Source organism: Streptomyces sp. NK15101 (genome assembly GCF_020400725.1).
Lineage (GTDB): Bacteria > Actinomycetota > Actinomycetes > Streptomycetales > Streptomycetaceae > Streptomyces.
Map to the genome: position 1 here is coordinate 1 of NZ_JAINVG010000066.1, position 25,553 is coordinate 25,553.

Below are 25,553 nucleotides of genomic sequence, written 5' to 3' on the forward strand. Positions count from 1 at the left end.
CACGTGATCACCGACTACCAGCTGTACTTCAGCGAGGGTGAGAACTGGGTCGACGCCTTCAAGATCTGGGAGGGCGGCCTCGGCATCTGGGGCGCCATCGCGCTCGGCGCGGTGGGCGCCTGGATCGGCTGCCGTCGGCGCGGGATCTCCCTGCCCGTGTACGCGGACGCCATCGCCCCCGGCATCGCCTTCGCGCAGGCCATCGGCCGCTGGGGCAACTGGTTCAACCAGGAGCTGTACGGCAAGCCGACCGACCTGCCGTGGGCGCTGAAGATCACCGAGGGCACGAACCGCGAGGCCGGCCTCTACCACCCGACCTTCCTGTACGAGTCGCTCTGGTGCGTCGCCGTCGGCTTCCTGGTCATCTGGGCCGACCGCCGCTTCAAGCTCGGCCACGGGCGGGCCTTCGCCCTGTACGTCGCCGCGTACTGCTCGGGCCGCGTGTGGACGGAGTACCTGCGCGTCGACGAGGCCCACCACGTTCTCGGCCTGCGGCTCAACGTCTGGACCGCGATCGTCGTCGGCCTGCTGGCCGTCGTCTACATGGTGCTCTCGGCCCGCCTCCGGCCGGGCCGCGAGGAGATCGTGGAGCCGAGGGCCGCGGAGAAGACCGCCGAGAAGACGGACGCCGAGAAGACGGACGCCGTCGAGGGCACCGGGACCGCCGAGGTCACCGACGCGGCCGAGACCGCCGGGGACAAGGCCGGCGGAGCCGGGGACGAGGACGGGAAGACCGACGACGGCGCCGACCACGGCGCCGGGTCGGCCGCCAAGAGCTGACCGGGCCGCACGTCGAGGGCCGCCGGGACCGAGGGGTTCCGGCGGCCCTCTCGCATGCGGGGGTACGGGTCAGCCCGCGCGGGCCGCGAGGGCGAGGACCCGGTGGGCGCCCTCCACCACCGCCGCGTCGACGAAGCGGCCGTCCGGGAGGGCGAGGGCTCCCCCCTGCCCGGTCGTGGCCGCCTCGACGACCTCACGGGCCGCGTCCACCTCCTCCGGGGTGGGGAAGTAGGCCCGCTCGATGACCGGGAGCTGACGTGGATGGATGGCCGCCCGGCCGAAGAAGCCCATGGCCCGGCCCCGGGCGCAGCCGGCCGCCAGCGCGTCCAGGTCGCGGACGTCCGGATGGACGGACTGGGCCGGCGGGGGGAGGGCGGCCGCGCGGGCCGCGACCACCACGCGCCCGCGCGACCAGTCGAGTCCGCTGTCCTCCCGCACCCCCAGATCGGCGCGGAGGTCCGCCTCGCCGAGGGCGATGCCGCGGACGGAGGGATGGGCGGCGGCGATGGCGTGGGCGTGCTCCACGGCGAGGGCGCTCTCCAGGAGCGGATAGAGGGACAGGCCCGGGGCGAGACGGGCGATCCGGTGGATGTCAGTGGCGTGTGTCACCTTGGGTACACGGAGACCGCAGAGGCCGCGGAGGGGGGCCAGGGTGGGGATGTCGCGCGGGGTGTGGACACGGACGTGGACCGGGACGGGGTGGACGTCCGCGAGGAGATCGGCCGTGGCGTCGAGGGCGTACGCCTTGCGGTGCGGGGCGACCGCGTCCTCCAGGTCGACGATCACGACGTCGGCGCCGGAGGCGAGGGCCTTGCGGACGACCTCGGGGCGGTCGCCGGGGGCGTACAGCCAGGTGAGGGGGGCGACGGAGTGTGTCGTGGGGGGCGCGCCGGCGGGTTCGCCGCCGCGCGTCCGTTCGTCCTCCGCGGGGCCGCTGAGGGGGCTCATACCGCTCCTTGCTCGCGGAGGGCGTCGATCTCGGCGGGGGTGAGGCCGAGTTCGGAGAGGACGGCGCCGGTGTCGGCGCCGTGCGGCCGGCCGGCCCAGCGGATGGCGCCGGGGGTCTCGGAGAGGCGGAAGAGGACGTTCTGCATCTTGATCGGGCCGAGTTCGGGGTCCTGCACCTCGGTCACGGTGCGGAGCGCCCGGTACTGGGGGTCGTCCATGACGTCCCGGACGTCGTAGACGGGGGCGATGGCCGCCTCCGCCTTCTCGAAGGCCGCCATCGCCTCGTCGCGGGTGCGGCGGGCGATCCACGAGCCGACGGCCTCGTCGAGGACCTCCGCGTGCTCGGCCCGGCCCGTGCCGTCGGCGAACCACGGCTCGTCGATCAGCTCCGGGCGGCCGACGAGCCGCAGCACCCGCTCGGCGATCGACTGGGCGGAGGTGGAGACGGCGACCCAGGAGCCGTCGGCGGTCCGGTAGGTGTTGCGCGGGGCGTTGTTGCGGGAGCGGTTGCCGGTCCGGGGCTGGACGTAACCGAGCTGGTCGTACCAGAGGGGGTGGGGTCCGATGACGGAGAGCATCGGCTCGATGATCGCCATGTCGACGACCTGGCCGCGTCCGGTCGTCGTCCTGGCGGTGAGCGCGGTCATCACCGCGTACGCCGTGGCGAGGGCGGCGATCGAGTCGGCGAGGCCGAAGGGCGGCAGGGTCGGCGGGCCGTCCGGCTCGCCGGTGATGGAGGCGAAGCCGCTCATCGCCTCGGCGAGGGTGCCGAAGCCGGGACGGTGGGCGTACGGCCCGAACTGGCCGAAGCCGGTGACCCGGGCCAGGACCAGACGAGGGTTGACGGCGGACAGCTCCTCCCAGCCCAGGCCCCAGCGTTCCAGGGTGCCCGGGCGGAAGTTCTCCACGATCACGTCCGCGTCGGCGGCGAGCGCGAGGAGGGTGTCGCGGCCGCCCGGCGAGGCCAGATCGAGGGTGATCGCCCGCTTGTTGCGGCCGAGGACCTTCCACCACAGGCCGATGCCGTCCTTGGCGGGACCGTGGCCGCGGGACGGGTCCGGCTTGCGGGGATGCTCGACCTTGACGACGTCGGCGCCGAAGTCGCCCAGCATCATGGCCGCGAGGGGGCCGGCGAAGAGGGTCGCGAGATCCAGGACGCGCAGCCCGTGCAGGGGCGCCGCGGGGTTCCCGGCGGCCGCGGGGTCCGGCGGGGTGGCCGGTGCGTGGACGGTCATACGGCGTCGGCCTCCAGGATGCCGGGGGAGCGGAAGGCGTCTTCGATCTCGACGCGGTACGGCATCGAGGTCGACGCGCCCTCGCGCCGGACGGAGAGCGCGGCGGCCGTCTGCGCCCAGGCGAGGGCCTCCGGGGCGGGACGGCCCTCGCCGAGGGCCACCGCGAGGGCGCCGACGAAGGTGTCGCCCGCTCCCGTGGTGTCCACGGCCCGGACCCGGGGCGCGGGCACGGCGACCGGCTCGGCGTCGCGTGCCGCGTACAGGCTGCCGGCCGCGCCCAGTGTGACGACCACCTCGGGGACGTCCCGCAGCAGGGCCTGGGCGGCCGCGCGCGGGTCGGTGAGGCCGGTGAGCGCGGCGGCCTCGTGCTCGTTCGGCACCAACAGGTCGGTGGCGGCCAGCAGTTCCGGCGGGAGCGGCTGTGCGGGAGCGGGGGTGAGGACGGTGCGGACGCCGAGCCGACGGGCGGTGACGGCGCCCTCGACGACGACGGAGAGGGGGAGTTCGAGCTGGAGGAGCAGGGCGTCGGCGGTGCCGATCAGGGCCTCGTCGCCGTGGGTGAGGGAGGTGACGGTGCCGTTGGCGCCGGGGACGACGACGATCGCGTTGCCGCCCTCGTCGTCGACGACGACATGGGCGGTGCCGGAGGGGCCCTCGGCGGTGCGCAGGAGATCGGTGTCCACCGCGCAGTGCTCCAGGGTGGCGCGGAGCCGTGGCCCGTAGTCGTCCGCGCCGACCGCGCCGATCATCGCCACCTCGGCGCCCGCGCGGGCGGCGGCGACGGCCTGGTTGGCGCCCTTGCCGCCGGGGATCGTACGGAAGGAGCGGCCGGTGACCGTCTCACCGAGGGCGGGGGCCTTCGGCACGTAGACGACGAGGTCCATGTTCGTGCTGCCGAGCACGACGATGCTGGTCATGGGCGTACTGCCTCCAGGTGTGTCAGTTCGGCCAGGGTGTCGAAGCCGATGCCGTCGAAGGACGGCACCGAGGTCGCGAGCCGGTTCTTGAGGGGGGAGGTCCAGCGCTCCGGCAGCCGGTCCGGGTGCCCGGCGAGCAGCCCGGCCAGCGAGCCGGCGGTGGCGCCGTTGGAGTCGGTGTCCCAGCCGCCCGAGACCGCCGCACAGACGGAACGGGAGAAGTCGCCGTCGGCGTGGGTGAGGGCGGCGGCGAGCAGCGCGGCGTTGGGGACGGCATGCACCCAGTGGTACCCGCCGAGTTCGGCGTGCAGCCGGTCGACGACGGTGTCGAAGTCGGCCGTGGCGCGGGCCGCCGTGATGGCGAGGCGGACGGCCGCCGCCAGGCGCGAGCGCGGCGGGATCACGGCGAGGCCGGCGGCGAGCGCCTGGTGGACGTCGGCGGTGCCGGTCGCGGCGGTGGCGAGGGCGGCGGCGACGAACATGGCGCCGTAGACGCCGTTCGCGGTGTGCGTGAGCACCGCGTCCCGGTGCGCCTGCGCGGCGGCGGCGACCGGGTCGCCCGGGTGGGTCCAGCCGTGGACGTCGGCCCGGATCTGGGCGCCGATCCACTCGCGGAAGGGATTGCGGTGGACGGCGGTCAGCGGGGGTTCCACGCCGTCCAGGAGGTTGCGGTAGGCGACGCGCTCGGCCGTGAAGGTGCGGCCGGCGGGGAGTTCGTCGAGCCAGAGGCGGGCGACGTCGGCGGTGGTGAAGTCGCGGCCGTACCGCTGGAGCAGCAGCAGGTTGAGGAGGGGGTAGTTGAGGTCGTCGTCCTCGGGCATGCCGTCGATGTTCTCGGCGAGGGAGGTGGCGGCGGAGCGGCGGTTCCAGGGGTGCGCGGCGAGCAGCTCCGGCGGGACGCCGCGGGCGGTGAACCAGGTGGTGAGGGGCCAGTCGCCGGCGGCGCGGGCGAGGGCGCGGATGGCGGGGAGGGGGAGCTTCTCGACGGGCTTGCCGAGGAGACAGCCGGCGGCGCGGCCGAGCCAGGCGGCGTGCAGCCGGTCCCGGAGGGCGGTGTCCTGCACCGTTGTGGGCAGGCCCGTGTCCTGGCCGGTCCGGTTGTGGGCATGCGTTCCGCCGGGGCGGGACGGGTGGGCACAACCCACGACGGTGCCGCACGCCGGGTGCGGGTCCAGGCGCGGGAGCCCAGGCCCGGCAAGGGGCGCCGTCCCGTGTGCGCACCCTCCCCCGAGCTCTCGGCTTCGCTCGAGCAGGGGGGACCCCCTTGCCCCCGTGGGACGATTGCCCACACGGGGGCGGGAGGGGGCACCGTCCAGCCGGGCGCGGGCCCAGATGGCAGGGGCCGTCGACGCCTGGATCTCGGCGAGGGCGGTCGGCTCCCGGGCCGACAGGGGGCAGGGGAGGGACGCCAGGGCGTCCAGGAGTTCCTCCGCCAGGGGGCGGAGGTCCGGGCGGGGGACCGGGGAGGCGCCGGCCGTCTCCGGGGCGGGCGGGCCGCCCGCCGCCTTCCAGCGGGCCGCCAGGGCGCTCGCGTCGCGGCCGTCCTCCGTCGCCTGGCGGAGTTCGTGGCCCACCAGGTCCTCCGGCTGGACCCAGGTCAGGCGGAGGGTCACCGGTCGCCGCTCGTCAGCGTCGCGAAGGCCGACTCGTGGGCCCGGCGCGCTTCCGCGTCCCGGGCGAAGACCTCACGGGCCACCTGGGCCAGCGCCCTCGCCGGGGCGTGCAGGTCCAGGCGGCTCGCCTCCGCCACCTGCTTCGCCCACTCGGCGGGGACGGCCGGCTCCCCGTGCAGCGCGCCCACGATCGCGCCCGCCATCGTGGCGATCGAGTCGCAGTCGCGGCCGTAGTTGACCGCGCCCAGGACCGTGCGGCGGAAGTCGCCCCCGCCGACGAGCAGCATGCCGAGGGCGATCGGGAGTTCCTCGATCGAGTGCAGCCGGGAGGGGCGGCGGGCGCCGAGGGAGGGGGCGCGGTAGTCGGACCCGACCGTGTCGAAGGGGGCGACCGCCCTGCGGAGGGGCGTGAGGGCGGACTCGAAGTCCGTGTGACGGGAGGCGACTTCGGCGACCGCCTCGATCGCCGCGCGCGTTCCGTCCTTCGCCAGGGCCAGGGCCGTCCCGACCACGGACGCCGGCGTGGCGTCCGGCGCGCAGGCCGCCGCGACCGCCGCCGCGAAGACCCCCGCCGCCTCCCGGCCGTACGAGGACTGGTGCGCGCCCGTCAGGTCGATCGCCTCGGCGTAGGCGGCCGCCGGGTGGGCGGCGTTGACCAGGCCGACGGGCGCCATGTACATCGCCGCGCCGCAGTTGACGACGTTGCCGTTGCCGGCCTCGCGCGGGTCCACGTGGCCGTAGTGGAGCCGGGTCACGATCCACTTCTCGGCGAGGAAGACCCGCTGGAGGGGGAGCGCCTCGGCCTCCAGCTCCGGGATCCAGACGGGGGCGCCCATGAGTTCGGGGACGAGGTGGTCCGCGACCGCGTACGCGTCGAGGTGGCCGCGGACCTTCTCGTACACCCGGATCAGCGCGTGGGTCATCAAGGTGTCGTCGGTGACGTGCCCGTCGCCCTTGTGGTACGGCGCGATGGGGCGGGCGGTGCGCCAGTCGCCGCCGTTCCAGGGGCCGACGATGCCGGTGACGCGGCCGCCGTGGCGTTCCAGGATCTGCTCGGGAGTGTAGCCCTCGACGGGGCCGCCGAGCGCGTCGCCGACGGCGGCCCCGACGAGACTGCCGGTGATCCGGTCATCCAGTGTGGGTGTCATGTCGGAATTGTCCACCTGGGGCGGCCGGTTCCGTGGCTCCGAGCAGCCCGGCGAGTTCCACCAGGTCCGTGCCCGCGAGCCGGGGCAGTGCACAGCCCGCGAGCGTCCTGCACGCCTCGCGCCAGCTCCCCGGGACCGAACGGCCGCCGCCCAGCGCGCCGGTGAGCGCGCCCGCCAGTGCCGGGGCCGAGTCGGCCACCCGGGAGAGGCAGGCCGCGGCCGGCACCGCCGCGGTCATCTCGCCCCGGGCGGCGGTGACGAGGGCCAGGGCGACCGGGACGGTCTCGGCGGCGGCGATGCCGTAGCTGTAGACGTGGTCCACGATCTGGTGCTCCAGGAGCGGGACGAGCTCGAAGGCCGAAGCGGCGGCCTGGGACAGCTTCACGGCGTGCCGGGCGTTGCGGCCGATCTCGGTGCCGGGCGGGAGTTCGGCGAGCGCCGCGGCGACGGCCCCGTCGACCGTCGCCCCGCCGAGCGCCGCGGCGACGGCCGCCGCCGTCGCCCGGGCGCCGTGGACGCCGTCGCCGTCCTGCGTGTACCGGGCGTCGAACTCGGCGAGTTCGGCGGCGGCGCGGGGGTCGCCCGGGTGGACCAGGGCCAGGACGGCGGCCCGGACGCAGGCCGCGTCGTCGAAGTAGTGCGGGTTGTCGTGGCCCGTGGCGGGCGGGCGCAGACCGGTGGCGAGGTTGCCGAGACCCGCGCGCACCGAGATCCGGGCGCGGAGGGGGAGTACGGCCGACTCGACCTCGGGGGCGCGGTCGGCCGCGGCGGCGACCTGTCCCGCGAGGGCGTTCCAGGCGAGGTCGACGGCGGCGCGGAGTCGGCGGTCCGGGGGGAGCCCGGCGAAGACCGGGCCGGAGGCGGCGAGGACGGCCTCGGCGGTGAAGACCGCCCACTCGGCGTCGTCGGAGGGGCCGAGACGGAGGGGCTCGGGGGGCTGGTTGAGGGCGATGGGGACGGGGAGGGTGGTCGTCGCGTTCTGCTCGGCGAAGGTGTCGAGTTCGCGGGTGAGGCGGCGGGTCCATTCGGGCATGCGGGCGGCGCGGTGCCGTGCGGCGGGCCAGCCGGCGGCGTCGCCCGCGGCGATCCCGAGGAGCAGGCCCTCGACCGCGTCGCGGCCGGGGCGGGTCCCGCTCTGCGCGCCCGGCACCGGAGCCTCGTGGGCGCCGCCCCAGGAGCCGGTGCCGCGGACCGGGGCGGTGCCGTGTTCCGGGGCCGGGGCCGGGGCCGGGGCCGGGAGCGTGCCGACCGCCGACGCGGTGCCGTGTTCCGGGGGCGGGGCCTGGAGCGCGTCGGCCGCCGGGGTGCCGGCCGGCACCGGGGCCGGGTTCCGCGGGGCGTCGGTCGCCGGGAGGGTGCCCGGCCTCAGGGGCCGTGCCCACCCTCCCCCGGGCTCTCGGCTTCGTTCGAGCAGAGGGGACCCCCCTCGCCCCGCGGGACGATCGCCCGCAGCCGGGGCGGTGCCCGCAGCCGGGGCGGTGCCCGCGGTGCCCGCCGCAGGGGTGGCGAGGGCGTTCGTCGTCGGGGGTGCGCCTGCCGCGGCGGCGTCGGCGGCGAGGGGCTCGGCGGCCGGGCCGGCGCCGGCGCCGTGCGTCGTGGTCGTCAGGTCCGCGCTCATCAGGACTCTCCCTCCGGGGTCAGCAGGTCCGCCACGTCCAGGACGTGGTAGCCGCGCATCGAGGGGAGGCAGCTGCCGGTGACCGGGGCGATGGCCGAGGCCCAGTCGGCCGGGATCGCGCCCAGGCCGCCCGCCGCGCCGGCCAGGGCGCCCGCTGCTCCTCTCGGCGGGCGCCGATCCCGAGCTCCCCGACCCGTACGGCCGCACGGCACTCCACCACGCCGAACGCCACGGCCTCACCGGGATCGCGGCCCTCCTCAGGGCGGCCGCCTCACGCGGGGCCCTCCACGGGGCCGCCTGAGTGCCGCCCCCGATGGGCCGCGACGCGCTCGCGGGTGGCGCAACGACGGGAGCAGTAGCGGCGTTCCGGCCCGCTGCCCCGGGCCACGAAGACGTTCCGGCAGCCGCCGGACGCGCAGGTCCTGCCGGGCGGGCGCTGCCGGTCCCAGAGGAGGACGGCGAGCGCCATGCAGGAGGAGGCGAGGAGCCACTCGGCCCAGGGCGCGTCGTCGTCCCGGTCGACGTGGGCGTGCCAGGGGCCGGTGCCGCCGTGCGAAGTCAGCCGGAGCGGCCCGGTGTGCTCCCGCAGGAGCCGGTTGAGGACGGCGGCGGCCTCGTCGGCGGTCGCGGCGGCGAAGACCTCCCGCAGCAGGGCGGCGGCGGCGCGCATCCCGGCGACCTCGCGGGGGTCGAGGGCGAGGGGGCCGGTCTCCCCGTGGGCCAGGAGCACGGCGGCGACCTCGCCCGGGTCGGGCCGGTCGTCGGCTAGCACGTTGACGAGGGCGGCGGCGCGGCGGGCCGTCGTCAGCACGGAGTGGCGGGTGGACCAGTCGTCCTCGGTGGCGGGCACCTCGGGAATGTAACGCATCTTGCGGAGTTTTGAGTTACCTCCGTACCGTCCTGCCGGTGAGAAGACACGACGGGGCCGGCATCTGTCTGGCCGGAGCCCTGATGGCCCGGATCGGGGACGAGACGGCCGGACCTGCGCTGCTCCTCGCCGGGTTCGCGCTCGCCGGCTCCACCGCCGAGGCATCGGCACTGCTCGCGGGCGTCAGCCTCTCCGCCGCGCTCGGCGGCCCCGTGCTCGGCACGCTCCTGGACGGGGCCGCACGACCGGGCCGTCTGCTCGCCGGGGCGCTCGTCCTGTACGCGGCGGGCCTGGCGCTCGTCCTCGCGGGGCTCGGCCGGCTGCCGTTCGCCGTCACCGTGACGACGGCGGTCCTCACGGGCCTGCTCGGTCCGGCCCTCTCGGGAGGCTGGTCGGCCCAGTTGCCCCGGGTGGCGACGGGCGAACGGCTGCTCCGGGCGAACGCGCTCGACACGATGACCTTCGGCGCGGCGGCCCTGGCGGGACCGGCCCTCGCGGGCGGGACGGCGGAGGCGCTGGGGGCGCCGACGGCCGTGGTCCTCGCGACGGCCCTCATCGCCTCGGCAGCCCCTGCGGCATGGGTGCTCCCCGTCCGGGCCGGCCCGGCCCGACGCCCGCGTCCGGCGCCGGTGGTCCGCGCCCTGGTCTCCGGGACACGAGCCGTCCTGGGGAACCCGCGCCTCGCCCGGGCGACCCGCGTCTCGGTCGTCTCCTGTGTCGCCCAGGGCATGCTGACGGCCTGCGTCCCGCTCCTGGGCGAGCGGGTCCTCGGCGGAGCCGGCCGCGGAGCGGTGCTGTTCTCCTGCGCGGCGGTCTCCGCCCTCGCGGCCGATGCCCTGCTCGCCCGGTTCCCACTCGCCCTGTCCCCCGACACGGTCGTACGGGCCGGGGCACTGGTCCAGGCGGTCGCGCCCGCCCTCGCCCTGACGGGCGGGCCCGTGGGCCCGGTGGCCGCCTTCCTCGTCGCGGGCCTCGGCGAAGGCCCCCAGCTCACCGCCCTGTTCGCGGTCCGGCACCGGGAGTCCCCGGAGCGTCTGCGCGCCCAGGTCTTCACCACCGGCGCCAGCCTCAAGATCACCGGCTTCGCCCTGGGGGCCGCGGCCGCCGGCCCCCTGGCGGCACGGTCGCTCCCGGCAGCCCTGGCCGCGGCGACGGCCACGGCGCTGCTCGCGGCGGTCGGGGGCGGGCGGGAGCGGACCGGCTCCGGGGTCACGCCGTCCGGGCGAGTCCCCGGCTGATCGCCAGGCGCTGGATCCGGTCCGCCCCTTCGAAGGCCTGCGCGATCCAGGAGTCCTCGCGCGAAGGCGCAGCCCGCGGGCGCCCTGTCCCGCTCTTCTCCCACCCTTCTCCCCCGCACAGAGGCGCCCCGCTCCGAGGAGCGGGGGCGGGTGTGCCGAGGCGGCGTCCCCAACGGTGCTCGCCCCGCCACGAGCCCGGACCTCCGACGGGTCACTCACGTGCTGGGGTGACGGTGTGCGCGAGCTGGAAGCGTGAGTGCAGGCCGAGTTTCCGGTAGACGCGGGTGAGTGTCGCTTCGACCGTCTTGACGCTGACGGTGAGGGTGGTGGCGATGTCGCGATTGCTCGCTCCGGCGGCGGCGAGTTCGGCACAGCGTTGTTCGGCGGAGGTGAGGCGGGGATGGGTGTTGCCGCCTGCGGGGACGGCTTCCAGCCGGCTGAGGGTCAGTGCGGCGGTTTCGGCCCAGGGATGTGCTCGGTGGGCGGCGAAGAGGTCGGCGGCGCTCTGCGCGGCGGTGCGGGCGCTGGCGCGCCGGCGCCCGCGTCGTTCGGTGTGGCTGAGCGCCAGCAGGGTCCTGCCGCGTTCGAGGGGAAGGTGGCGGAGGCGGTCGGCTGCCTCGGTGAGGCGCCGGGCCGCGGTGTCGTAGTCGCCACGGGCGGCGTCCAGAAGCGCCTGGGCGCGTTCGAGCGGAGGGAGGACCGCGTCCCTGCCGAGGCAGGTCGCGGTGCGGCGGGTGTCGTCCAGCAGGCTCTGCGCCTGGTCGAGGTGACCGAGGGCGACGAGGGTCTCGGCGAGTTCGGGATGCCAGCGCAGGACGGACGGGTCGCGGACCTGCTGGAGCTCCTCCAGGACGCGGACCTCCTCCAGAGCCTCCAGGGCTTCCTTGAGGCGGCCGGTGGCCAGGAGAAGGTGGCCGAGGGCGAAGAGGTTGCGGGAGAGGAAGACCTTGTTGTCCTCCTGTCGGGCGGTGTCGACTCCGCGGCGCGCGTGGCCGAGGGCGAGGTCGGTGCGCCGGGCGGTGCCCTCGACGAGGGCGGAGGTGTAGCACGCCGGTGCGGGTGACAGCGCGGTCCCGTCGGTCAGCGCCTGGGCGCGGTGGGCGTGGTCGAGCGCCCTGGCGCACCGTCCGGCGCGGAGCTCGGCCTCGGCGAGGCCGCGCAGGATGTCCACGGTGCCCTCGGCGTCTCCCGTCCGCTCGGCTTCGACGAGCAGGGGGAGCAGCGCGGTGCGGGCCTCCTCGGGGCGGTCGTCGAAGAGGGCGTGCCGGGCGGCGAGGTGCTGAGGTGTGCCGTTGACGTGGAGGGGGGCGGTGGACGGCAGGGACAGGGCGCGGCCGAGCGTGGTCTCGGCGTCGGGGTGGCCGAGGATGCGTTGGACGCGGGCCTGCATCGTGAGGGCCATGACGGTGGCGGTGGTGTCGCCGACGGCCTCGGCGAGGTCGGCGGCCCGGCCGGCCAGGGCACACGCCCGGTGGGGGTCGCCTTCGCTGACGTTGGCCCAGATGGATTGGCGGATGAGGATCTGCGCGGTGAGGTCGGATCGTCCGGCCGCCGCGTGGAGTGCGTCGGCGAACAGTTCGTCCGCGCTGTGCAGGTGCTGGCCGCTCGCGTCGATCAGGGCGATGAGGGCGTCGACGCGTTGGGCGGGGGTGGTGTCCTGGCCCAGGACGAGCCGGGCGGCGGCCCGGCCGCGGGAGAGGTCGCCGTAGTGGGCGGCGGCGCGCACGGCGGTCAGGGCCCGTTCGGTGAGCAGGTCGCTGTCGTCGTGCGGGGTGCGCTGGGCGGCGAGGAGGGAGAGCTCGGCCGCGAGCGCGTGGTCGCCGCGCAGCCGGGCGCGCACGGCGGCGCGGGCGGCGTGGCGGGCCGACCGCGGGTCGGCGTCATCGGCCGCCAGCGCGGTGTGCCGGTCGCGGCGGACGCTGTCACGGCTGGCCTCGGCCAGGCGGGCGTGCAGGAGCCTGCGCGCGTGGCCCGGCAGCCGGGCCGCGAGTTCGGTGCCGATCGCGGAGGCGGTGAACCGCATCGTCCCGCCGGGCTGTACGAGGTCGATGAGCCCGGCCGCCTCGGCCTCGGCCAGGAGGCTCTCGGCTGCCGGACCGGCGAGACGGCTCAGCAGGTCGAGGTCGGGCCGGTCGTCGAGTGCGGCGAACGTCAACAGTTCCTGGACCTCCCCCGACACGGTGCCCAGCCATTCGCCCACCAACTGGCGGGCGGGGGGAGGGAGCGCCGGGTCGTCCTCGGCGTCCCCGGCGATCGGCACGGCGGCGGTGTGGCCGCGAACCTCGGCGAGTGCCAGGGCCAGCGCAGGGTTCCCCCCACTGCGGGCATGGATACGCGTGACCTCGCGGGGGGCAAGCCGGTACGGGGACAGCAGAGTCGCGACCTGAAGGGCCGTCAGGGGCGGGACGCGCACCGCGCGCGTGTCCTCCCCGCACCAGTGACCCGCGGCCCCCGGACGCCAGGTGCGTTCGGCCGCGATGACGGGAAGGTCCGGGGTCAGGCGCAGCGCCCAGCCCAGGACGGCCACGCTGGCCGCGTCCAGCCACTGGGCGTTGTCCACCACCAGCGTCATGGGCGGTGCGTCCCGCAGCAGGGCGGCGGTCTGCCGGCGCAGCCGCAGGGCCACGCCGGAACCGTCCGGGGAACCCGGTCGGCCGGCGGCCTCGTCGAGTCCCGCCGTCAGCTCCCGCGCGGCGGGCAGTGCTTGGAGGGCCAGCGCGAGTTCGAGCAGCCCGGCATGGGGAACCCGGGCGTCCTGCGGACGCGGGGCCAGCCGCAGGACGGGCAGGCCCAGCCGTCGCCCCAGGGTCTCCGCCGCGGTGGTCTTGCCGCTTCCGGGCGGCCCGAACAGGACCACCCGGCGGGTGCCGTGCACGTCTTCCGGCACCACCGGCAGCACGGGACCGGCCTCGTGGGACGCGTTCACCCACATCGCAGAGTCTGGCATCGGGCCATGGTGCGCCCACCGGGCCTCCCCGGTCCAGGTCAAGGGGTTGCCCTGATGTAGGCCGCCCCCCGCGTCCCTAGCCTCATGGCCACAGCCGAGCCGACTGCCGCCGAACGCCCCCCGCACCCCAGATGACGTCCTGCGGCATTTCCCCGACAAGGCCCGGCGGAAGGATCGCGATGAACCGCAAGAGAGCCCTGGCAGCCGCTGTCGCCGCAGCCCTCGCCCTGGGCACCGTGACCGTGGTGGCCACCCAGTCCACCGCTGCCCCCCGGCCCACCGCGGCCGCCGGCAACTCCGCCGCCCAACCCGGCGCCGGGTTCCGGGCGATGACGGCCGACGCGCGCGGCGAGGCGATACGCACGGCCGACCGGAACGCCGCCGCCACCGCCCGCGCGCTCGGCCTGGGCCCCGACGAGCGCCTGGTGGCCAAGGACGTGCTGATCGACGCCGACGGCTCCCGGCACGTGCGCTACGACCGCACCTACAAAGGCCTGCCCGTCATCGGCGGCGACCTGGTGGTGCACCTCGCCGAGGACGGCACGATCACCGGCTCGGACCTGGCGCACCAGGGCGCGATCCGGATCGCCGGCACCACGCCGAAGCTGACGGCCACCGACGCCTCGGCCAAGGCCGTGAAGCACGCCAAGCACGTGAAGAAGGCGAAGGCCGGCAGCAAGGACAGCACCCTGGTGGTGTACGCGGTCGGCAAGTTCCCCGTCCTCGCCTACCGTTCGACCGTCACCGGCGAGGGCGAGGCCGGCCCGGCCTCGCGTCAGGCGGTGATCGTCGACGCGTCCAGCGGCGCGCCGCTGGACCAGTACGAGCTGCACCAGAGCATCACGGGCACCGGCAACGGCGTCACCGTCGGACAGGTCTCCCTCGAGACCACCCAGACCGCCGGCGGCTACACCCTGACCGACGCCGCGCACGGCGGCACGATCGTCTACGACTCGTACAACAGCCCGCAGTCGAACCCCCGGCAGAACGCCCGGGCCTTCTCCAAGACCACCAACTCCTGGGGCAACGGCACCAGCTCCAGCCGCGAGAGCGCAGCGGTGGACGCCTCCTACGGCCTGGCGAAGACCTGGGACTACTACAAGAACTCCTTCAACCGCTCCGGCATCCGCAACGACGGCCGAGGCGCCCCCGCCTACGTGCACGTCGACACCGGGCTGCTCAACGCCTTCTACGACGACAACTGCTTCTGCATGTACTTCGGCGACGGCTCCTCGCAGAACGGCAACACCCCGGTCACCGCGCTCGACGTCGCCGGGCACGAGATGAGCCACGGCGTCACCGCCGCCACCGCCGACCTCACCTACTCCGGCGAGTCCGGCGGCCTGAACGAGGCCACCAGCGACATCTTCGGCACCATGGTCGAGTTCTCCGCCGACAACACCGGCGACCCGGGCGACTACTACATCGGCGAGAAGCTCAACATGTCGGGCGGCTACATGCGCCGGATGGACAACCCCGCCGCCGACGGCAGATCGCTGTCCTGCTGGAACTCCAGCGCCGGCTCGGTGGACGTGCACCTCTCCTCCGGCATCGGCAACCACTTCTTCTACCTGGCGGCCGAAGGCACCGGGGCGAAGACCATCGGCGGACGCTCGCACACCGGCACCACCTGCAACAACGACACCTTCACGGGCATCGGCAAGGACAAGGCCGCCGCCGTCTGGTACCGCGCGCTGTCCACCTACATGACCTCCACCACCAACTACGCCGGCGCCCGCACCGCCACCCTGCAGGCCGCCGCCGACCTGTACGGCACCAACTCCCAGGAGCGCTACCTCGTCTCCAAGGCCTGGGCCGCCGTCAGCGTCGGCACCGCCCTGCCCGACCCCGGCACCCCCACCCCCTCACCGTCCACCCCCACCCCCTCGCCGACCACGCCCCCCAGCGGGAACGCACTGGCCAACGGCGGCTTCGAGCAGGGCACCAGCGGCTGGACCCAGAGCGACAGCATCATCACCAACTCGTCCCTGCAGACCGCGCGCGACGGGTCCTGGTACGCCTGGATGATGGGCTACGGCGCCGACGCCGTCGAGTCCCTGTCCCAGTCGAACATCGCGGTGCCCTCCACCGGCACCCCCAAGCTCACCTTCTGGCTGAAGGTCTCCACCCAGGAGTCCGGCTCCACGGCCTACGACACCCTCAAGATCAACGTCAACGGCACCACACTGGCCACCCACTCCAACGCCGACGCCAGCTCCGGATACGTCCAGAAGACCGTCGACCTGTCCGCCTACAAGGGGCAGACGGTGAAGCTGGAGTTCGCCGGCACCGAAGACACCTACCTGTCCACCATCTTCCTCCTCGACGGCATCGCCATCGGCTGACCGGACCCGCCCACCGCCGGTACTCCTGCGGCCGGAGCCCCTGTTCGGATGCTCCGGCCGCGGGAGCCACCGCATGCGCAGGAGCGACCCGGTCTTCACTCCGCGGGTTTCGCGGCGTGTTCAACCGCCGTCCACCATTCTGTCGCGTACATGACAGACATGACCACGAATGTCTTCCCTGTCAGGGCAAACCCCCTCATACAAGGAAGAAACATGACGATACGTCTGGCGGTTCGTGCCTCCACGCTCGTTCTCTGCACGACACTGGCGGCCTCGCTCGCCCTCCCGGCGCAGGCCTCCGGGATCGACAGCGTCCAGCCGAAGGCCGAGACCGCGCCGCTGTTCGACGACGAGGCCGGCGGCAACGCCAACGCGGACGACCCGGCGATCTGGCGCAACGCCGCCGACCCGGGCCGCAGCCTGGTGATCGCCACCGCCAAGCAGGGTGGCCTGCGGGCCTACGACCTGGACGCGCGCCAGGTGCAGTCGATCCCCGCCCCGGCCGGGCCGAGCGCCGACGACAAGCCCGGCCGCTTCAACAACATCGACCTGGTGCAGGGCCTGCGCCTGGGCGGCGTCCGCACGGACGTCGCGGTGGTCAGCGACCGCGGCAACGACCGGCTGCGGATCTACCGCATCGACCGGGACAGGCCCGGCGGCCCGCTCACCGACGTCACCGACCCGGGCGTGCGGCCCGTGTTCTCCGCCGACCAGGCCGAGATCAACGAGCAGCAGACCGCGTACGGCCTGGCCACCTGGACCGACCGCAGCACCGGCCGCTCCTACGCCCTGGTCAGCCGGCGCAACCGCACCCGGATCGCCCTGCTGGAACTGGTCGCCACCGCGGCCGGCACCGTCGACTACCGTCAGGTCCGCACCCTGGACCTGCCCTCCTCCTTCCGCCTGCCCAACGGCGCCGCCTGGACGCCGTGTGCCGAGCCGGGCGAACTGCCGCAGGTCGAGGGCATGGTCGTCGACCCGGTGGACGGCACCCTGTACGCGGGGCAGGAGGACGTCGGCATCTGGCGCATCGGGGCGGGCCTGACCGGCACGCCGACCCTGATCGACAAGGTCCGCGAGTACGGCGTCCCGGGCACGTACGACGAGGAGACCGAGGAGTGCACGCCCGGCGTCGACCCCGGCTTCGGCGGCACGCACCTGACGGCCGACGTCGAGGGCCTGACCCTGGTCAACGAGCCGGACGGCGACGGCTACCTGCTCGCCTCCAGCCAGGGTGACGACACCTTCGTCGCCTACGACCGCGAGCGCGACGAGGACAACGAGTACGAGAACGCCTTCCGCGTCGCCGCGGCCTCCCCCACCCTCGACGGCTCCGAGGTCTGCGACGGCGCCGCCGCCCTCAACGCCCCGCTCGGCACGCGCTACCCCAACGGCCTGCTCGTCGTCCAGGACGGCCAGGAGACCCCCGGCGACGGCGACCGCGAGGCCACCGGCTTCAAGTTCGTCGACCTCGGCGAGGTCGTCGACGCCATCGACTGATCGGTGAACGCCGCGGGCGCACGGTGGCGACACCGTGCGCCCGTCCTGGCGCGTCCGGCCGGTGCCCGGCGCGGTGGGCACGAGGTTCCCGGCGTCGGGGGGACGCGCTCCCGCACGACGCTCGGCATGGGGCTCGAGATCGTCCTGCCGGTCCTACGAACGCGCCAGCCCCCGGCTGATGACCAGCCGCTGGATCTGGTTCGTGCCTTCGAAGATCTGCATGATCTTCGCCTCGCGCATGTAGCGCTCGACCGGGAAGTCGCGGGTGTAGCCGTAGCCGCCGAAGACCTGGACGGCGTCCGTGGTGACCTTCATCGCCGTGTCGGTGGCGATGAGCTTGGCCGCGCTGGCCTGGCGGCTGAAGGGGCGGCCGAGGTCGCGGCGGCGGGCCGCGTCCAGGTAGGTGGCGCGGGCCGCGTCGACGGCGGCGGCCATGTCGGCGAGGAGGAAGCCGAGGCCCTGGTGGTCGACGATCCGGCGGCCGAAGGTGGTGCGCTCGTTGGCGTACGCCACGGCGGCGTCCAGCGCGGCCTGGGCGAGACCGGTGGCGCAGGCGGCGATGCCGAGGCGGCCGCTGTCGAGGGCGCTGAAGGCGATCTGGAGGCCCTGGCCCTCGTCTCCTATGCGCCGGTCCTCCTCGATGAGGGCGCCGTCCCAGTACGCGGCCGTCGTCGGCACGGCCTGGAGGCCCATCTTGCGCTCGGGGGCGCCGAAGCTCAGGCCCTCGGTGGCGCCGGGGGCGAGGAAGCAGGAGACGCCGCGGCTGCCGGGGGCGGTGCGGGCGAAGAGGGCGTAGAAGCCGGCCTTGCCGCCGTGGGTGATCCAGGCCTTGGTGCCGGTGACGCGGTAGCCGCTGCCGTCGTCCTGACGCTCGGCCTTGCAGGTGAGGGCGGCGGCGTCGGAGCCGGCCTGCGGCTCGGAGAGGCTGTAGCCGCCGATGCTCCGGCCCTCCAGCATCGCGGGCAGCCAGCGCTCCTTCTGCTCCGGGGTGCCGAAGGCGTGGAGGGGGTGGCAGGCGAGGGTGTGGACGCTGGTGGCGACGCCGACGGCGGCCCAGCGCGCGGCGATCTCCTCCAGGACCTGGAGGTAGACCTCGTAGGGCTGGTCTCCGCCGCCGTACTCCTCGGGGTACGGGAGGCCGAGGAGCCCGGCTTCGCCGAGGGTGGCGAAGAGCCCCTCGGGGTAGCTCTCGGCGGCCTCGTGTTCGTCCACCCGAGGAGAGAGCTCCTTGTCGGCGATCTCCCGGGTGAGGGCGATGAGGTCCGCTGCCTCGGGGGTGGGAAGCAGGCGGTCGACATCCATGGCGACTCCAGCGGCGCGCAAAGTGGTACTGGGAAGGGTACTGCAGTACCGCTTAGCGTAGCGCAGAAGGGTGTCGCCGTAACCCCCCGGAAGGGCGGCCTGGAATACTGACGGGGTGATCGAGACCTCCGCCGACGCCCCCAAGCTGACGGGCCGCGGAGCGGCACGCCGCTCCGCCCTGTTCGAGGACCTCGTCGCCCTCCTCGTCGGCGAGGGCTTCGCCCGGCTGACGCTCGACGATCTCGCCGCGCGGCTGCGCTGCTCGAAGCGGACCCTGTACGGTCTGGCCGGCAGCAAGGAGCAGCTGGTCCGGGCCGCGGTCGTGCACTTCTTCCGGCGCGCCACGGCCCGGGTCGAGGCGGTGCTCGCCGCCGCGTCGGATCCGGCCGAGCGGCTCTCCGCCTATCTGCGGGCGGTCTCCGCCGAGCTGGCACCCGTGTCGCCGCAGTTCTTCGACGACGTGGCGGCCTTCGAGCCGGCGGCTGAGGTGTACGAGCGGAACACCCGGGCGGCGGCGGGCCGGGTGCAGCAGCTCATCGAGGAGGGCGTGCGGGCCGGTGTGTTCCGCGAGGTGCACGTGACCTTCGCGGCCGACGTCATCTCCTCGGTGATGGTCCGCATCCAGCGGCGCCAGGTGGCCGCGGCGACCGGCCTCGCCGACGCCGAGGCCTACGAGCAGCTGGCCGAGCTGCTGCTCAGCGGCCTCCGGAAGGCCTGAGGGGCCACCCCGCACACGGACCGCGCCCGGCTCCGTCCTTCGCGGGACGGGGCCGGGCGCGGACGACCGGGGCGGGCGGGGACGGCCGGGGGCCTCGGCTCGTACGGGCGGGCTCGTACGGACCGGTCCCCCGCGCCCGCCTCCGGGGCTGCGGGGCGCCGGACCCCTGTCGCCGGACTCCCGCGGGCGACGGCGGGAGTCCGGCGAGAGGACCTGGACGGAAGTCCGGCGGCAGGGCCTAGCGGGCGTGCAGCGCGCGGTGGGCGGCGATCAGTTCCGCGTACCGCCGCCCGCTCGTCTTCACCGTGCGGCGCTGGGTCGCGTAGTCGACGTGGACGAGCCCGAAGCGCTTGTCGTAGCCGTAGGCCCATTCGAAGTTGTCGAGCAGGGACCAGGCGTAGTACCCGGCGAGCGGGACGCCCTTGCGCAGGGCGCGGGCGCAGGCGGCGAGGTGCTCCTCCAGGTAGCGGGTGCGCTCCGGGTCGTGGACCTCGCCGTCGGGGCCGGTGGTGTCGGGGAAGGCCGAGCCGTTCTCGGTGACGTACAGCCTGCGCACGCCGTAGTCCTCGGTGAGTCGCAGCAGGAAGGCCTCCAGGCCGCCCGCGTCGATCTGCCAGTCCATGCCGGTGCGGGGCACGCCGGGGAGGCGGACCTCGCGGGCGTGCGGGACGGGGCCCCTCGGGTCGTCGGCGACGGTGACCGGGAAGTAGTAGTTCAGGCCGTGCCAGTCGAGCGGGGCGGCGATGACCTCCGTGTCGCCCTGCCGCTCCGGGAGTTCGACGCCGTACAGCTCGCGCATGTCGGCGGGGAAGCCGCGGCCGAGGACCGGGTCGAGCCACCAGCGGTTGGTGTGGCCGTCCATGCGGACGGCGGCGGCGACGTCCTCGGGGCGGGTGCTGGCGGGCGTGACGGTGGAGTGGTTGGTGACCAGGCCGACCCGGGCGCCGGGGGCGGCGGCGCGGACGGCGGCGGTGGCGAGGCCGTGACCGAGGAGCAGGTGGTACGAGGCGCGGACGGCGGTCGTGAGGTCGGTGAGGCCCGGCGCCATCCGGCCCTCCAGGTGGCCGATCCAGGCGGAGCAGAGGGGTTCGTTGAGGGTGGCCCACTGGGTGACGCGGTCGCCGAGGCGCCCCGCGACGACGCCGGCGTACGCGGCGAGGTGTTCGGCCGTCTCGCGGACGGTCCAGCCGCCGCGGTCCTGGAGGGCCTGCGGCAGGTCCCAGTGGTAGAGGGTGACCGAGGGGGTGATCCCGGCGTCGAGGAGTCCGTCGACGAGCCGGTCGTAGAAGTCGAGGCCGGCCTCGTTGACGGGTCCGTCGCCGCCGGGGACGACGCGGGGCCAGGCGACGGAGAGCCGGTAGGCGTCGGTGCCGAGGCCCTTCATGAGGGCGACGTCCTCGGGCCAGCGGTGGTAGTGGTCGCAGGCGGTGTCGCCGTGGTCGCCGTTGTCGATCGCGCCGGGGACGCGGGAGAAGGTGTCCCAGATGGAGGGGGCGCGGCCGTCCTCGGCGACGGCGCCCTCGATCTGGTAGGCGGAGGTGGCGGTGCCCCAGGCGAAGGAGGCCGGGAAGGCGGCGAGGTCGAGCGGTTCTGACACGGCGAGGTCGAGCGGTTCTGACACGGGGGTCCTTTCGAGCCGGGGGTCCGTCACTTGACCGCGCCCGCGGTGAGGCCGGTGACGAGGTAGCGCTGGAGGAGCAGGAACCCGGCGACGACGGGGACGCTCACCACGAGGGAGGCGGCCATCACCTGGTTCCAGTAGACGTCGTTCTGGGTGGCGTAGCCCTGGAGGCCGACGGCGAGGGTGCGGGTGGCGTCGGTCGTCATGACGGAGGCGAAGAGGACCTCGCCCCAGGCCGTCATGAAGGCGTAGACGCCGACGGCGACGATGCCGGGGATCGCGGCGGGCACGACGACCCGGAGGAGGGCGCCGAGCGGACCGCAGCCGTCGACCTTGGCGGCTTCGTCGAGGTCGCGCGGGACGGCGTCGAAGTAGCCGATGAGCATCCAGATGGAGAACGGCAGCGAGAACGTCAGATAGGTGAGGATCAGACCGCCGCGCGAGCCGAAGAGCGCGATGCCGGTGGCGTTGCCGATGTTGACGTAGAGGAGGAAGAGCGGCAGCAGGAAGAGGATGCCGGGGAACATCTGGGTGGAGAGCACCGTCACGGTGAAGACGCGCTTGCCGCGGAAGGCGTGGCGGCTGACGGCGTAGGCGGCGAAGACCGCGACGACGAGGGAGCAGACGGTGGCGGTGCCCGCGACGACCAGGGAGTTCACGAAGTAGTCGGCGAGCGGGACGGTCCGCCAGATGTCGAGGTACGGGCGGAGGGTGAGGCCGGAGGGGATCCACTGGAACTTCCCCGAGACGTCCGCGAGCGGTTTGAGGGAGCTGGAGACCATCACGTACACCGGCAGCAGGACGAAGCCGGTGAGCAGGGTCAGGAAGATCCGCCGGCTCCAGAGGAAGGAGCGGGGCGCGGCCATGGGCGAGCGCGGTGGCCTGCGTGCGGTCTCAGGCATCGCTCGCCTTCCTTCCCCGGGTCGTGAGCAGCAGGTAGGCCCCCGTGACGGCGAGCAGGAACAGCAGGAGCAGGACCGACATCGCCGAGCCCGTGCCGAAGTTCCAGGTCTGGAACGAGGACTGGTAGATGTGCAGGGAGATCAGGTCGGCGGATTCGGGGGCCGCCTTGCCGAAGAGGACGAAGGGGGTGTTGAAGTCGTTGAAGGTCCACAGGAACAGGACGAGGACGAGGACCTGGTTGACCGGCCGCAGGGACGGCAGGGTGATGTGGCGGATCTGCTTCCACATGCCCGCGCCGTCGAGGGCGGCGGCCTCGTAGGCCTCCCGGGGGATGTTCTGGAGTCCGGCCATCAGGACGAGGAAGGCGAAGGGCCAGCCCTTCCAGACGGAGACGACGAGCAGGGCGACGAAGGCGTTGTCGCCGATGAGCCAGAAGGCGGGGCCGTCGCCGATGCCGAGCTGGTCGTGGAGGACGTGGTTCACCAGACCGTTGTCCCGCTGGAACATGAACGCCCAGGTGATGACCGCCGCGTAGACCGGCAGGGCGTACGGGACGAGGAAGAGGGCGCGCAGGAAGCCCCGGCCGCGGAAGGTCTCCTGCATGAAGAGGGCGGCGGCGGTGCCGAGGAGCCAGCACAGGCCGACGGAGCAGAGGGTGAAGAGGCAGGTCGTGAGGAACGACTTCAGGAGCGCTTCGCCGACGGGGGCGTCGAAGTCGACCGAGACCGTGTAGTTGTCGGTTCCGGCCCAGGGGGCGGAGGTCCAGTCGCGGATGAAGAACTGGGTGAGCTCCTTGAAGCTCATCACGATGCCGATGAGCATCGGCACGAGGTGGACGAGGAGTTCGAGGAGGAGGGCCGGGAGGAGCAGCAGGTAGGGCAGGCCGCGGGCCCGGAGCCGTCCGGGGCGGCGCCGGCGCGGGGCCGCCCCGGGGGTGTGCCGCTGCCCGGTCCGCCCGTGGGGCCTCTCGATGGCGGTGGTGGTCATGGTGGCGTCCGGCTCACTTCTTGGGCATCTGCTGCTGGGCCTTGTCGAGCTTGGCGCGTACGGACTCGGTGGTGACCGGGCGGCCCGCGGCGGCGTCGGCGAAGAGCTCCTTGACGGCGGTGCCGACGACGGTCTCGAACTGGGACTCCTCGGGGACCTGCGGCAGGGCGGCGGCGCTGGTGGCGAGGGTCTGCTTGAGGACCGTGACGGTGGGGCCGGCGAAGGCGGGGTCCTGCTGGGCGGCCTTGACCGGGGGGATGGAGCCGTAGGCGCTGTTGAGCGTCTTCTGTTCGGCGTCGCTCGTCATGAACTTCACGAACTTCAGGGCGCCGTCCTGGTTCCGGGTGTTCTTGAAGACGGCGAGGTTGATGCCGGCGACCATGGAGTTGATCTGCTTGCCCTGTCCGGGGGTGCCGGAGGGGACGGGGGCGGGGGCGACGCCCCATTCGTCGGGGCTCATGCCCTGGGCCGCGAAGGTGGTGCCGGGGGTCTGCCAGAGGACCATGGCGGTGCGGTTTTTGGCGAAGTCGGCGAGGGACTGGTTCTGGGCGTACTCGGCGTTGCCGGGCGCGACGATCTTGTGGGCGGCCATGAGGTCGACGTACTGCTTGACGGCGGCGACGGCGCCGTCGGAGGTGAAGTCGGCCTTGCCGTCGGGGGTGAAGAAGTCGGCGCCGTGCTGCTTGCCCATGACGAAGACCTGGTGGATGTTGTTGGCGAGGCTGCCGCCCTCGACGCCGATGGCCGACTTGCCGCCCTTGCTGAGCTTCTTGCCGTCGGCGATCAGCTCGTCCCAGGTGGCCGGCGGCTTCGCTATGCCGGCGTCCTCGAACATCTTCTTGTTGTAGTAGAGCGCGTAGGCCATGGAGTAGAGCGGCACCGCGGCGGGGTCCTGGCCGGCGGCTCCGGTGGAGCCGAGCGCGGAGTCGACGAAGCGGTCCTTGCCGCCGATGGCCTCGAAGTTCTTCGCGTCCCAGGGCAGCAGGGCGCCGGTGGACTGGAGGGAGGCGCTCCAGGTGTTGCCGATGTTGAGGACGTCGGGGCCCTGTCCGGAGGTGGTGGCGGTGAGGATGCGGTTGAGCAGGTCGGACCAGGGGATGACCTCCAGTTTGACCTTGATGCCGGTCTCCTTCTCGAAGCGGTCGAGCTCGGGCTGGAGGACCTTCTTGTCGACCTCCAGGCTCGCGCCCTGGTTGGAGGCCCAGTAGGTGAGGGTCTTGCCGCCGCCGGAGCCGGAGCCGTCGGCCGGGGAGCCGCCTGTGCAGGCCGCGGCGGTGAGGACGAGGGAGAGGGTGACGGCACCGGCGGCCGCGGCTCTGATTCTGCGCATGGCTCCTCATGGCCCTTTCGGGGAGTGGCGGGGAGCTGGGGAGGGCGGGGCGGAGGTCGCGTCCCGCGTTCAGGAGGTGAAGGCTCCGACGGCCCCTCCCCGGCTTATTTCAGGACGTGAGTTAAACCTCAAGAGAAGGTCGCGTCAAGGGTCCCGGCAGCGGTATCTTGCGGTCAGGACTACTTCCCCAGGGGGCCCAAGTGACCATGCGGAACGGCCGCACCGTGCGTGACCTGCGACGCGAGAACCGCACCGCCGTCCTCCAGCGCCTGTACTTCGACGGCCCCATGAGCCGCTTCTCCCTGGGCCCGGCCACCGGGCTGAGCTCCGGCTCCGTCAGCAACGTGGTCGCGGAGCTCGTCGCGGAGGGCCTCGTCGAGGAGGCCGGCAGCGTCGACTCGGCCGGCGGGCGCCCCCGCACCCTGCTGCGGATCACTCCCGGCAGCGGCTGCATGATCGGCGTGGACGTCGGCGAGACCCGGGTCCGGATCGAGCTGTTCGACCTCACCCTCACCGAACTCGCCCGCACCGAGCGCCCCTTGGCGGTCGAGAGGCCCAACCCGCACGACCGTTACGAGGTCGGGGTCGTCGTCGACCACGTGCGGGCCGGCATCGCGGAGGTGCTGCGGACCGCGGGCGTCCCCGCCGAGCGGCTGCTCGGCGTCGGCGTCGGCGTGCCCGGCATCGTCGCCCGCACCGCCGAGGAGGGCGCGGTGGTGCACGGCCAGACCATCGGCTGGGACGCCGTCCCGCTGGAGCGGCTGCTGCGCGGGAGCGTGGACCTGCCGGCCTCGGTGCCGTACTGGATCGACAACGGCGCCAAGACCCTCGGCCAGGCCGAGATGTGGTTCGGTGCCGGCCGGGGCGCGCGCAGTGCCGTGGTCGTGCTCTTCGGGTCGGGCGTCGGCGCCTGTGTGGTCACCGACCCGATGGGGCCCGGCCGGGCGCTGGAGTGGGGCCATCTGACGGTACGGGTCCGGGGCCGCCGCTGCCGCTGCGGCGCCCGCGGCTGTCTGGAGGCGTACGCGGGCGCGGAGGCGCTCCTGGAGCGCTGGCGGGAGGCGGGCGGGCGGCCTCCGGCGGGCGCGGACGAGGAGACGGCCCTGACGGCGATGCTGGCGGCCGCGTACCCGGCCGAGGCGGGGACGGAGCCCGACGCGACCGCGGTCGCGGTCCTGGAGGAGACCGCCGAGTACCTCGGTGCCGGTTTCGGCGACCTGATCAACCTCTTCCAGCCCGAGCGCATCCTCGTCGGCGGCTGGGCGGGCCTCCAGCTCGGCGCCCGCTTCCTGGAGACGGTGAAGGGGTACGCGGCCGAGTACGCCCTGAGGTACCCGGCGGCCCGGGTCGGCATCGACATGGGCACCCTGGGCCCCGACGCGGTGACGGTCGGCGCGGCGATCCTGCCGCTCGCGGACTTCTTCGCCCGGGGCGGGCGGCGGGCCGAGGAGCAGCCGGCCGAGGAGCAGCCGGCGTGGGCGTCGACCGTACGGGAGAGGGCGGCGCACTGAACGCGCGCCGCCCTCCGTCCCACC

At 74.3% G+C, this 25,553-nt stretch carries 19 protein-coding genes and 1 pseudogene; 6 read left to right on the forward strand and 14 right to left on the reverse strand.

The window, feature by feature from the left end; genetic code table 11:
• Positions 1 to 780 (forward strand): prolipoprotein diacylglyceryl transferase family protein (locus K7G60_RS28190; protein WP_225803772.1); only part of this gene is annotated, 780 nt, incomplete at its 5' end.
• A 69-nt stretch (positions 781 to 849) separates the two neighbouring features.
• Here the strand turns inward: K7G60_RS28190 and K7G60_RS28195 are convergent.
• From K7G60_RS28195 to K7G60_RS28235, 8 genes and pseudogenes are all read right to left on the reverse strand, one after another.
• The gene (locus K7G60_RS28195; RefSeq protein ID WP_225803773.1) at positions 850 to 1,728 is read right to left on the reverse strand and encodes a CoA ester lyase; all 879 of its coding nucleotides are present in this window, start codon (positions 1,726 to 1,728) and stop codon (positions 850 to 852) included.
• Positions 1,725 to 2,963: a CaiB/BaiF CoA-transferase family protein gene (locus tag K7G60_RS28200; protein WP_225803774.1), complete on the reverse strand. Its 1,239-nt coding sequence runs from the start codon at positions 2,961 to 2,963 to the stop codon at positions 1,725 to 1,727. Before K7G60_RS28200 ends, K7G60_RS28195 begins: the two co-directional genes overlap by 4 nt.
• Positions 2,960 to 3,880: a ribokinase gene (gene rbsK / locus K7G60_RS28205; protein WP_225803775.1), complete on the reverse strand. Its 921-nt coding sequence runs from the start codon at positions 3,878 to 3,880 to the stop codon at positions 2,960 to 2,962. The genes K7G60_RS28200 and rbsK overlap by 4 nt, the downstream gene beginning before the upstream one ends.
• The gene (locus K7G60_RS28210; protein ID WP_225803776.1) at positions 3,877 to 5,493 is read right to left on the reverse strand and encodes an ADP-ribosylglycohydrolase family protein; all 1,617 of its coding nucleotides are present in this window, start codon (positions 5,491 to 5,493) and stop codon (positions 3,877 to 3,879) included. The genes rbsK and K7G60_RS28210 overlap by 4 nt, the downstream gene beginning before the upstream one ends.
• Complete coding sequence (locus K7G60_RS28215; RefSeq protein WP_225803777.1) at positions 5,490 to 6,641, reverse strand: ADP-ribosylglycohydrolase family protein; 1,152 nt, start codon at positions 6,639 to 6,641, stop codon at positions 5,490 to 5,492. The genes K7G60_RS28210 and K7G60_RS28215 overlap by 4 nt, the downstream gene beginning before the upstream one ends.
• Entirely contained in the window at positions 6,622 to 8,010 is a 1,389-nt protein-coding gene (locus K7G60_RS28220; RefSeq protein WP_374115703.1) for an ADP-ribosylglycohydrolase family protein, read from the reverse strand. Before K7G60_RS28220 ends, K7G60_RS28215 begins: the two co-directional genes overlap by 20 nt.
• Before the next feature lie 248 nt (positions 8,011 to 8,258).
• A pseudogene (locus K7G60_RS28225) lies at positions 8,259 to 8,417 on the reverse strand (ADP-ribosylglycohydrolase family protein); the annotation flags it as partial.
• Positions 8,418 to 8,530: 113 nt separating this feature from the next.
• Positions 8,531 to 9,127 carry a CGNR zinc finger domain-containing protein gene (locus K7G60_RS28235; RefSeq protein WP_225803778.1) on the reverse strand — a complete coding sequence of 199 codons (597 nt, stop codon included), beginning with the start codon at positions 9,125 to 9,127 and terminating at the stop codon, positions 8,531 to 8,533.
• Positions 9,128 to 9,210: 83 nt separating this feature from the next.
• On the opposite strand from K7G60_RS28235, the gene K7G60_RS28240 reads away from it, so the two are divergent.
• Complete coding sequence (locus K7G60_RS28240) at positions 9,211 to 10,365, forward strand: MFS transporter (protein WP_263986418.1); 1,155 nt, start codon at positions 9,211 to 9,213, stop codon at positions 10,363 to 10,365.
• A gap of 211 nt (positions 10,366 to 10,576) precedes the next feature.
• Here K7G60_RS28240 and K7G60_RS28245 read toward each other — a convergent pair whose 3' ends face one another.
• The gene (locus tag K7G60_RS28245; protein WP_225803780.1) at positions 10,577 to 13,312 is read right to left on the reverse strand and encodes a LuxR C-terminal-related transcriptional regulator; all 2,736 of its coding nucleotides are present in this window, start codon (positions 13,310 to 13,312) and stop codon (positions 10,577 to 10,579) included.
• 179 nt (positions 13,313 to 13,491) lie between these two features.
• Here K7G60_RS28245 and K7G60_RS28250 point away from each other — a divergent pair, with 179 nt between their 5' ends.
• Positions 13,492 to 15,657 (forward strand): M4 family metallopeptidase, encoded by a 2,166-nt coding sequence (locus K7G60_RS28250; protein ID WP_225803781.1) that lies wholly within the window; start codon positions 13,492 to 13,494, stop codon positions 15,655 to 15,657.
• Positions 15,658 to 15,870: 213 nt separating this feature from the next.
• Entirely contained in the window at positions 15,871 to 17,157 is a 1,287-nt protein-coding gene (locus K7G60_RS28255; protein WP_225803782.1) for a phytase, read from the forward strand.
• A 153-nt stretch (positions 17,158 to 17,310) separates the two neighbouring features.
• On the opposite strand, the gene K7G60_RS28260 is transcribed toward K7G60_RS28255, so the two are convergent.
• Positions 17,311 to 18,459: an acyl-CoA dehydrogenase family protein gene (locus K7G60_RS28260; RefSeq protein ID WP_225803783.1), complete on the reverse strand. Its 1,149-nt coding sequence runs from the start codon at positions 18,457 to 18,459 to the stop codon at positions 17,311 to 17,313.
• Between the two features lie 115 nt (positions 18,460 to 18,574).
• On the opposite strand from K7G60_RS28260, the gene K7G60_RS28265 reads away from it, so the two are divergent.
• Positions 18,575 to 19,177 (forward strand): TetR/AcrR family transcriptional regulator, encoded by a 603-nt coding sequence (locus K7G60_RS28265; RefSeq protein ID WP_225803784.1) that lies wholly within the window; start codon positions 18,575 to 18,577, stop codon positions 19,175 to 19,177.
• Positions 19,178 to 19,415: 238 nt separating this feature from the next.
• Here K7G60_RS28265 and K7G60_RS28270 read toward each other — a convergent pair whose 3' ends face one another.
• From K7G60_RS28270 to K7G60_RS28285, 4 genes are read right to left on the reverse strand one after another with little or no spacing between them, the layout of a single operon-like run.
• Positions 19,416 to 20,774 carry a GH1 family beta-glucosidase gene (locus K7G60_RS28270; protein ID WP_225803800.1) on the reverse strand — a complete coding sequence of 453 codons (1,359 nt, stop codon included), beginning with the start codon at positions 20,772 to 20,774 and terminating at the stop codon, positions 19,416 to 19,418.
• Between the two features lie 50 nt (positions 20,775 to 20,824).
• Positions 20,825 to 21,664 carry a carbohydrate ABC transporter permease gene (locus K7G60_RS28275; RefSeq protein WP_225803801.1) on the reverse strand — a complete coding sequence of 280 codons (840 nt, stop codon included), beginning with the start codon at positions 21,662 to 21,664 and terminating at the stop codon, positions 20,825 to 20,827.
• Between the two features lie 28 nt (positions 21,665 to 21,692).
• On the reverse strand, positions 21,693 to 22,688 hold the full coding sequence (locus tag K7G60_RS28280) for a carbohydrate ABC transporter permease (RefSeq protein ID WP_225803785.1): 996 nt from the start codon (positions 22,686 to 22,688) through the stop codon (positions 21,693 to 21,695).
• A 13-nt stretch (positions 22,689 to 22,701) separates the two neighbouring features.
• Positions 22,702 to 24,018 (reverse strand): ABC transporter substrate-binding protein, encoded by a 1,317-nt coding sequence (locus tag K7G60_RS28285; RefSeq protein WP_225803786.1) that lies wholly within the window; start codon positions 24,016 to 24,018, stop codon positions 22,702 to 22,704.
• A 200-nt stretch (positions 24,019 to 24,218) separates the two neighbouring features.
• Between K7G60_RS28285 and K7G60_RS28290 the strand changes: the two genes are divergently transcribed.
• A complete protein-coding gene (locus K7G60_RS28290; protein WP_225803787.1) occupies positions 24,219 to 25,529 on the forward strand; it encodes an ROK family transcriptional regulator in 1,311 nt (436 codons plus the stop codon).
• Positions 25,530 to 25,553 lie beyond the last annotated feature (24 nt).

What these genes read in the sequence shown, in the direction of transcription:
- K7G60_RS28195 (WP_225803773.1), bottom strand. Translation starts at nt 1,728, where the DNA reads ATGAGCCCCCTCAGCGGCCCCGCGGAGGACGAACGGACGCGCGGCGGC.
- K7G60_RS28200 (WP_225803774.1), bottom strand. Translation starts at nt 2,963, where the DNA reads ATGACCGTCCACGCACCGGCCACCCCGCCGGACCCCGCGGCCGCCGGG.
- rbsK (WP_225803775.1), bottom strand. Translation starts at nt 3,880, where the DNA reads ATGACCAGCATCGTCGTGCTCGGCAGCACGAACATGGACCTCGTCGTC.
- K7G60_RS28215 (WP_225803777.1), bottom strand. Translation starts at nt 6,641, where the DNA reads ATGACACCCACACTGGATGACCGGATCACCGGCAGTCTCGTCGGGGCC.
- K7G60_RS28235 (WP_225803778.1), bottom strand. Translation starts at nt 9,127, where the DNA reads ATGCGTTACATTCCCGAGGTGCCCGCCACCGAGGACGACTGGTCCACC.
- K7G60_RS28240 (WP_263986418.1), top strand. Translation starts at nt 9,211, where the DNA reads ATGGCCCGGATCGGGGACGAGACGGCCGGACCTGCGCTGCTCCTCGCC.
- K7G60_RS28245 (WP_225803780.1), bottom strand. Translation starts at nt 13,312, where the DNA reads ATGCCAGACTCTGCGATGTGGGTGAACGCGTCCCACGAGGCCGGTCCC.
- K7G60_RS28250 (WP_225803781.1), top strand. Translation starts at nt 13,492, where the DNA reads ATGAACCGCAAGAGAGCCCTGGCAGCCGCTGTCGCCGCAGCCCTCGCC.
- K7G60_RS28255 (WP_225803782.1), top strand. Translation starts at nt 15,871, where the DNA reads ATGACGATACGTCTGGCGGTTCGTGCCTCCACGCTCGTTCTCTGCACG.
- K7G60_RS28260 (WP_225803783.1), bottom strand. Translation starts at nt 18,459, where the DNA reads ATGGATGTCGACCGCCTGCTTCCCACCCCCGAGGCAGCGGACCTCATC.
- K7G60_RS28275 (WP_225803801.1), bottom strand. Translation starts at nt 21,664, where the DNA reads ATGGCCGCGCCCCGCTCCTTCCTCTGGAGCCGGCGGATCTTCCTGACC.
- K7G60_RS28280 (WP_225803785.1), bottom strand. Translation starts at nt 22,688, where the DNA reads ATGACCACCACCGCCATCGAGAGGCCCCACGGGCGGACCGGGCAGCGG.
- K7G60_RS28285 (WP_225803786.1), bottom strand. Translation starts at nt 24,018, where the DNA reads ATGCGCAGAATCAGAGCCGCGGCCGCCGGTGCCGTCACCCTCTCCCTC.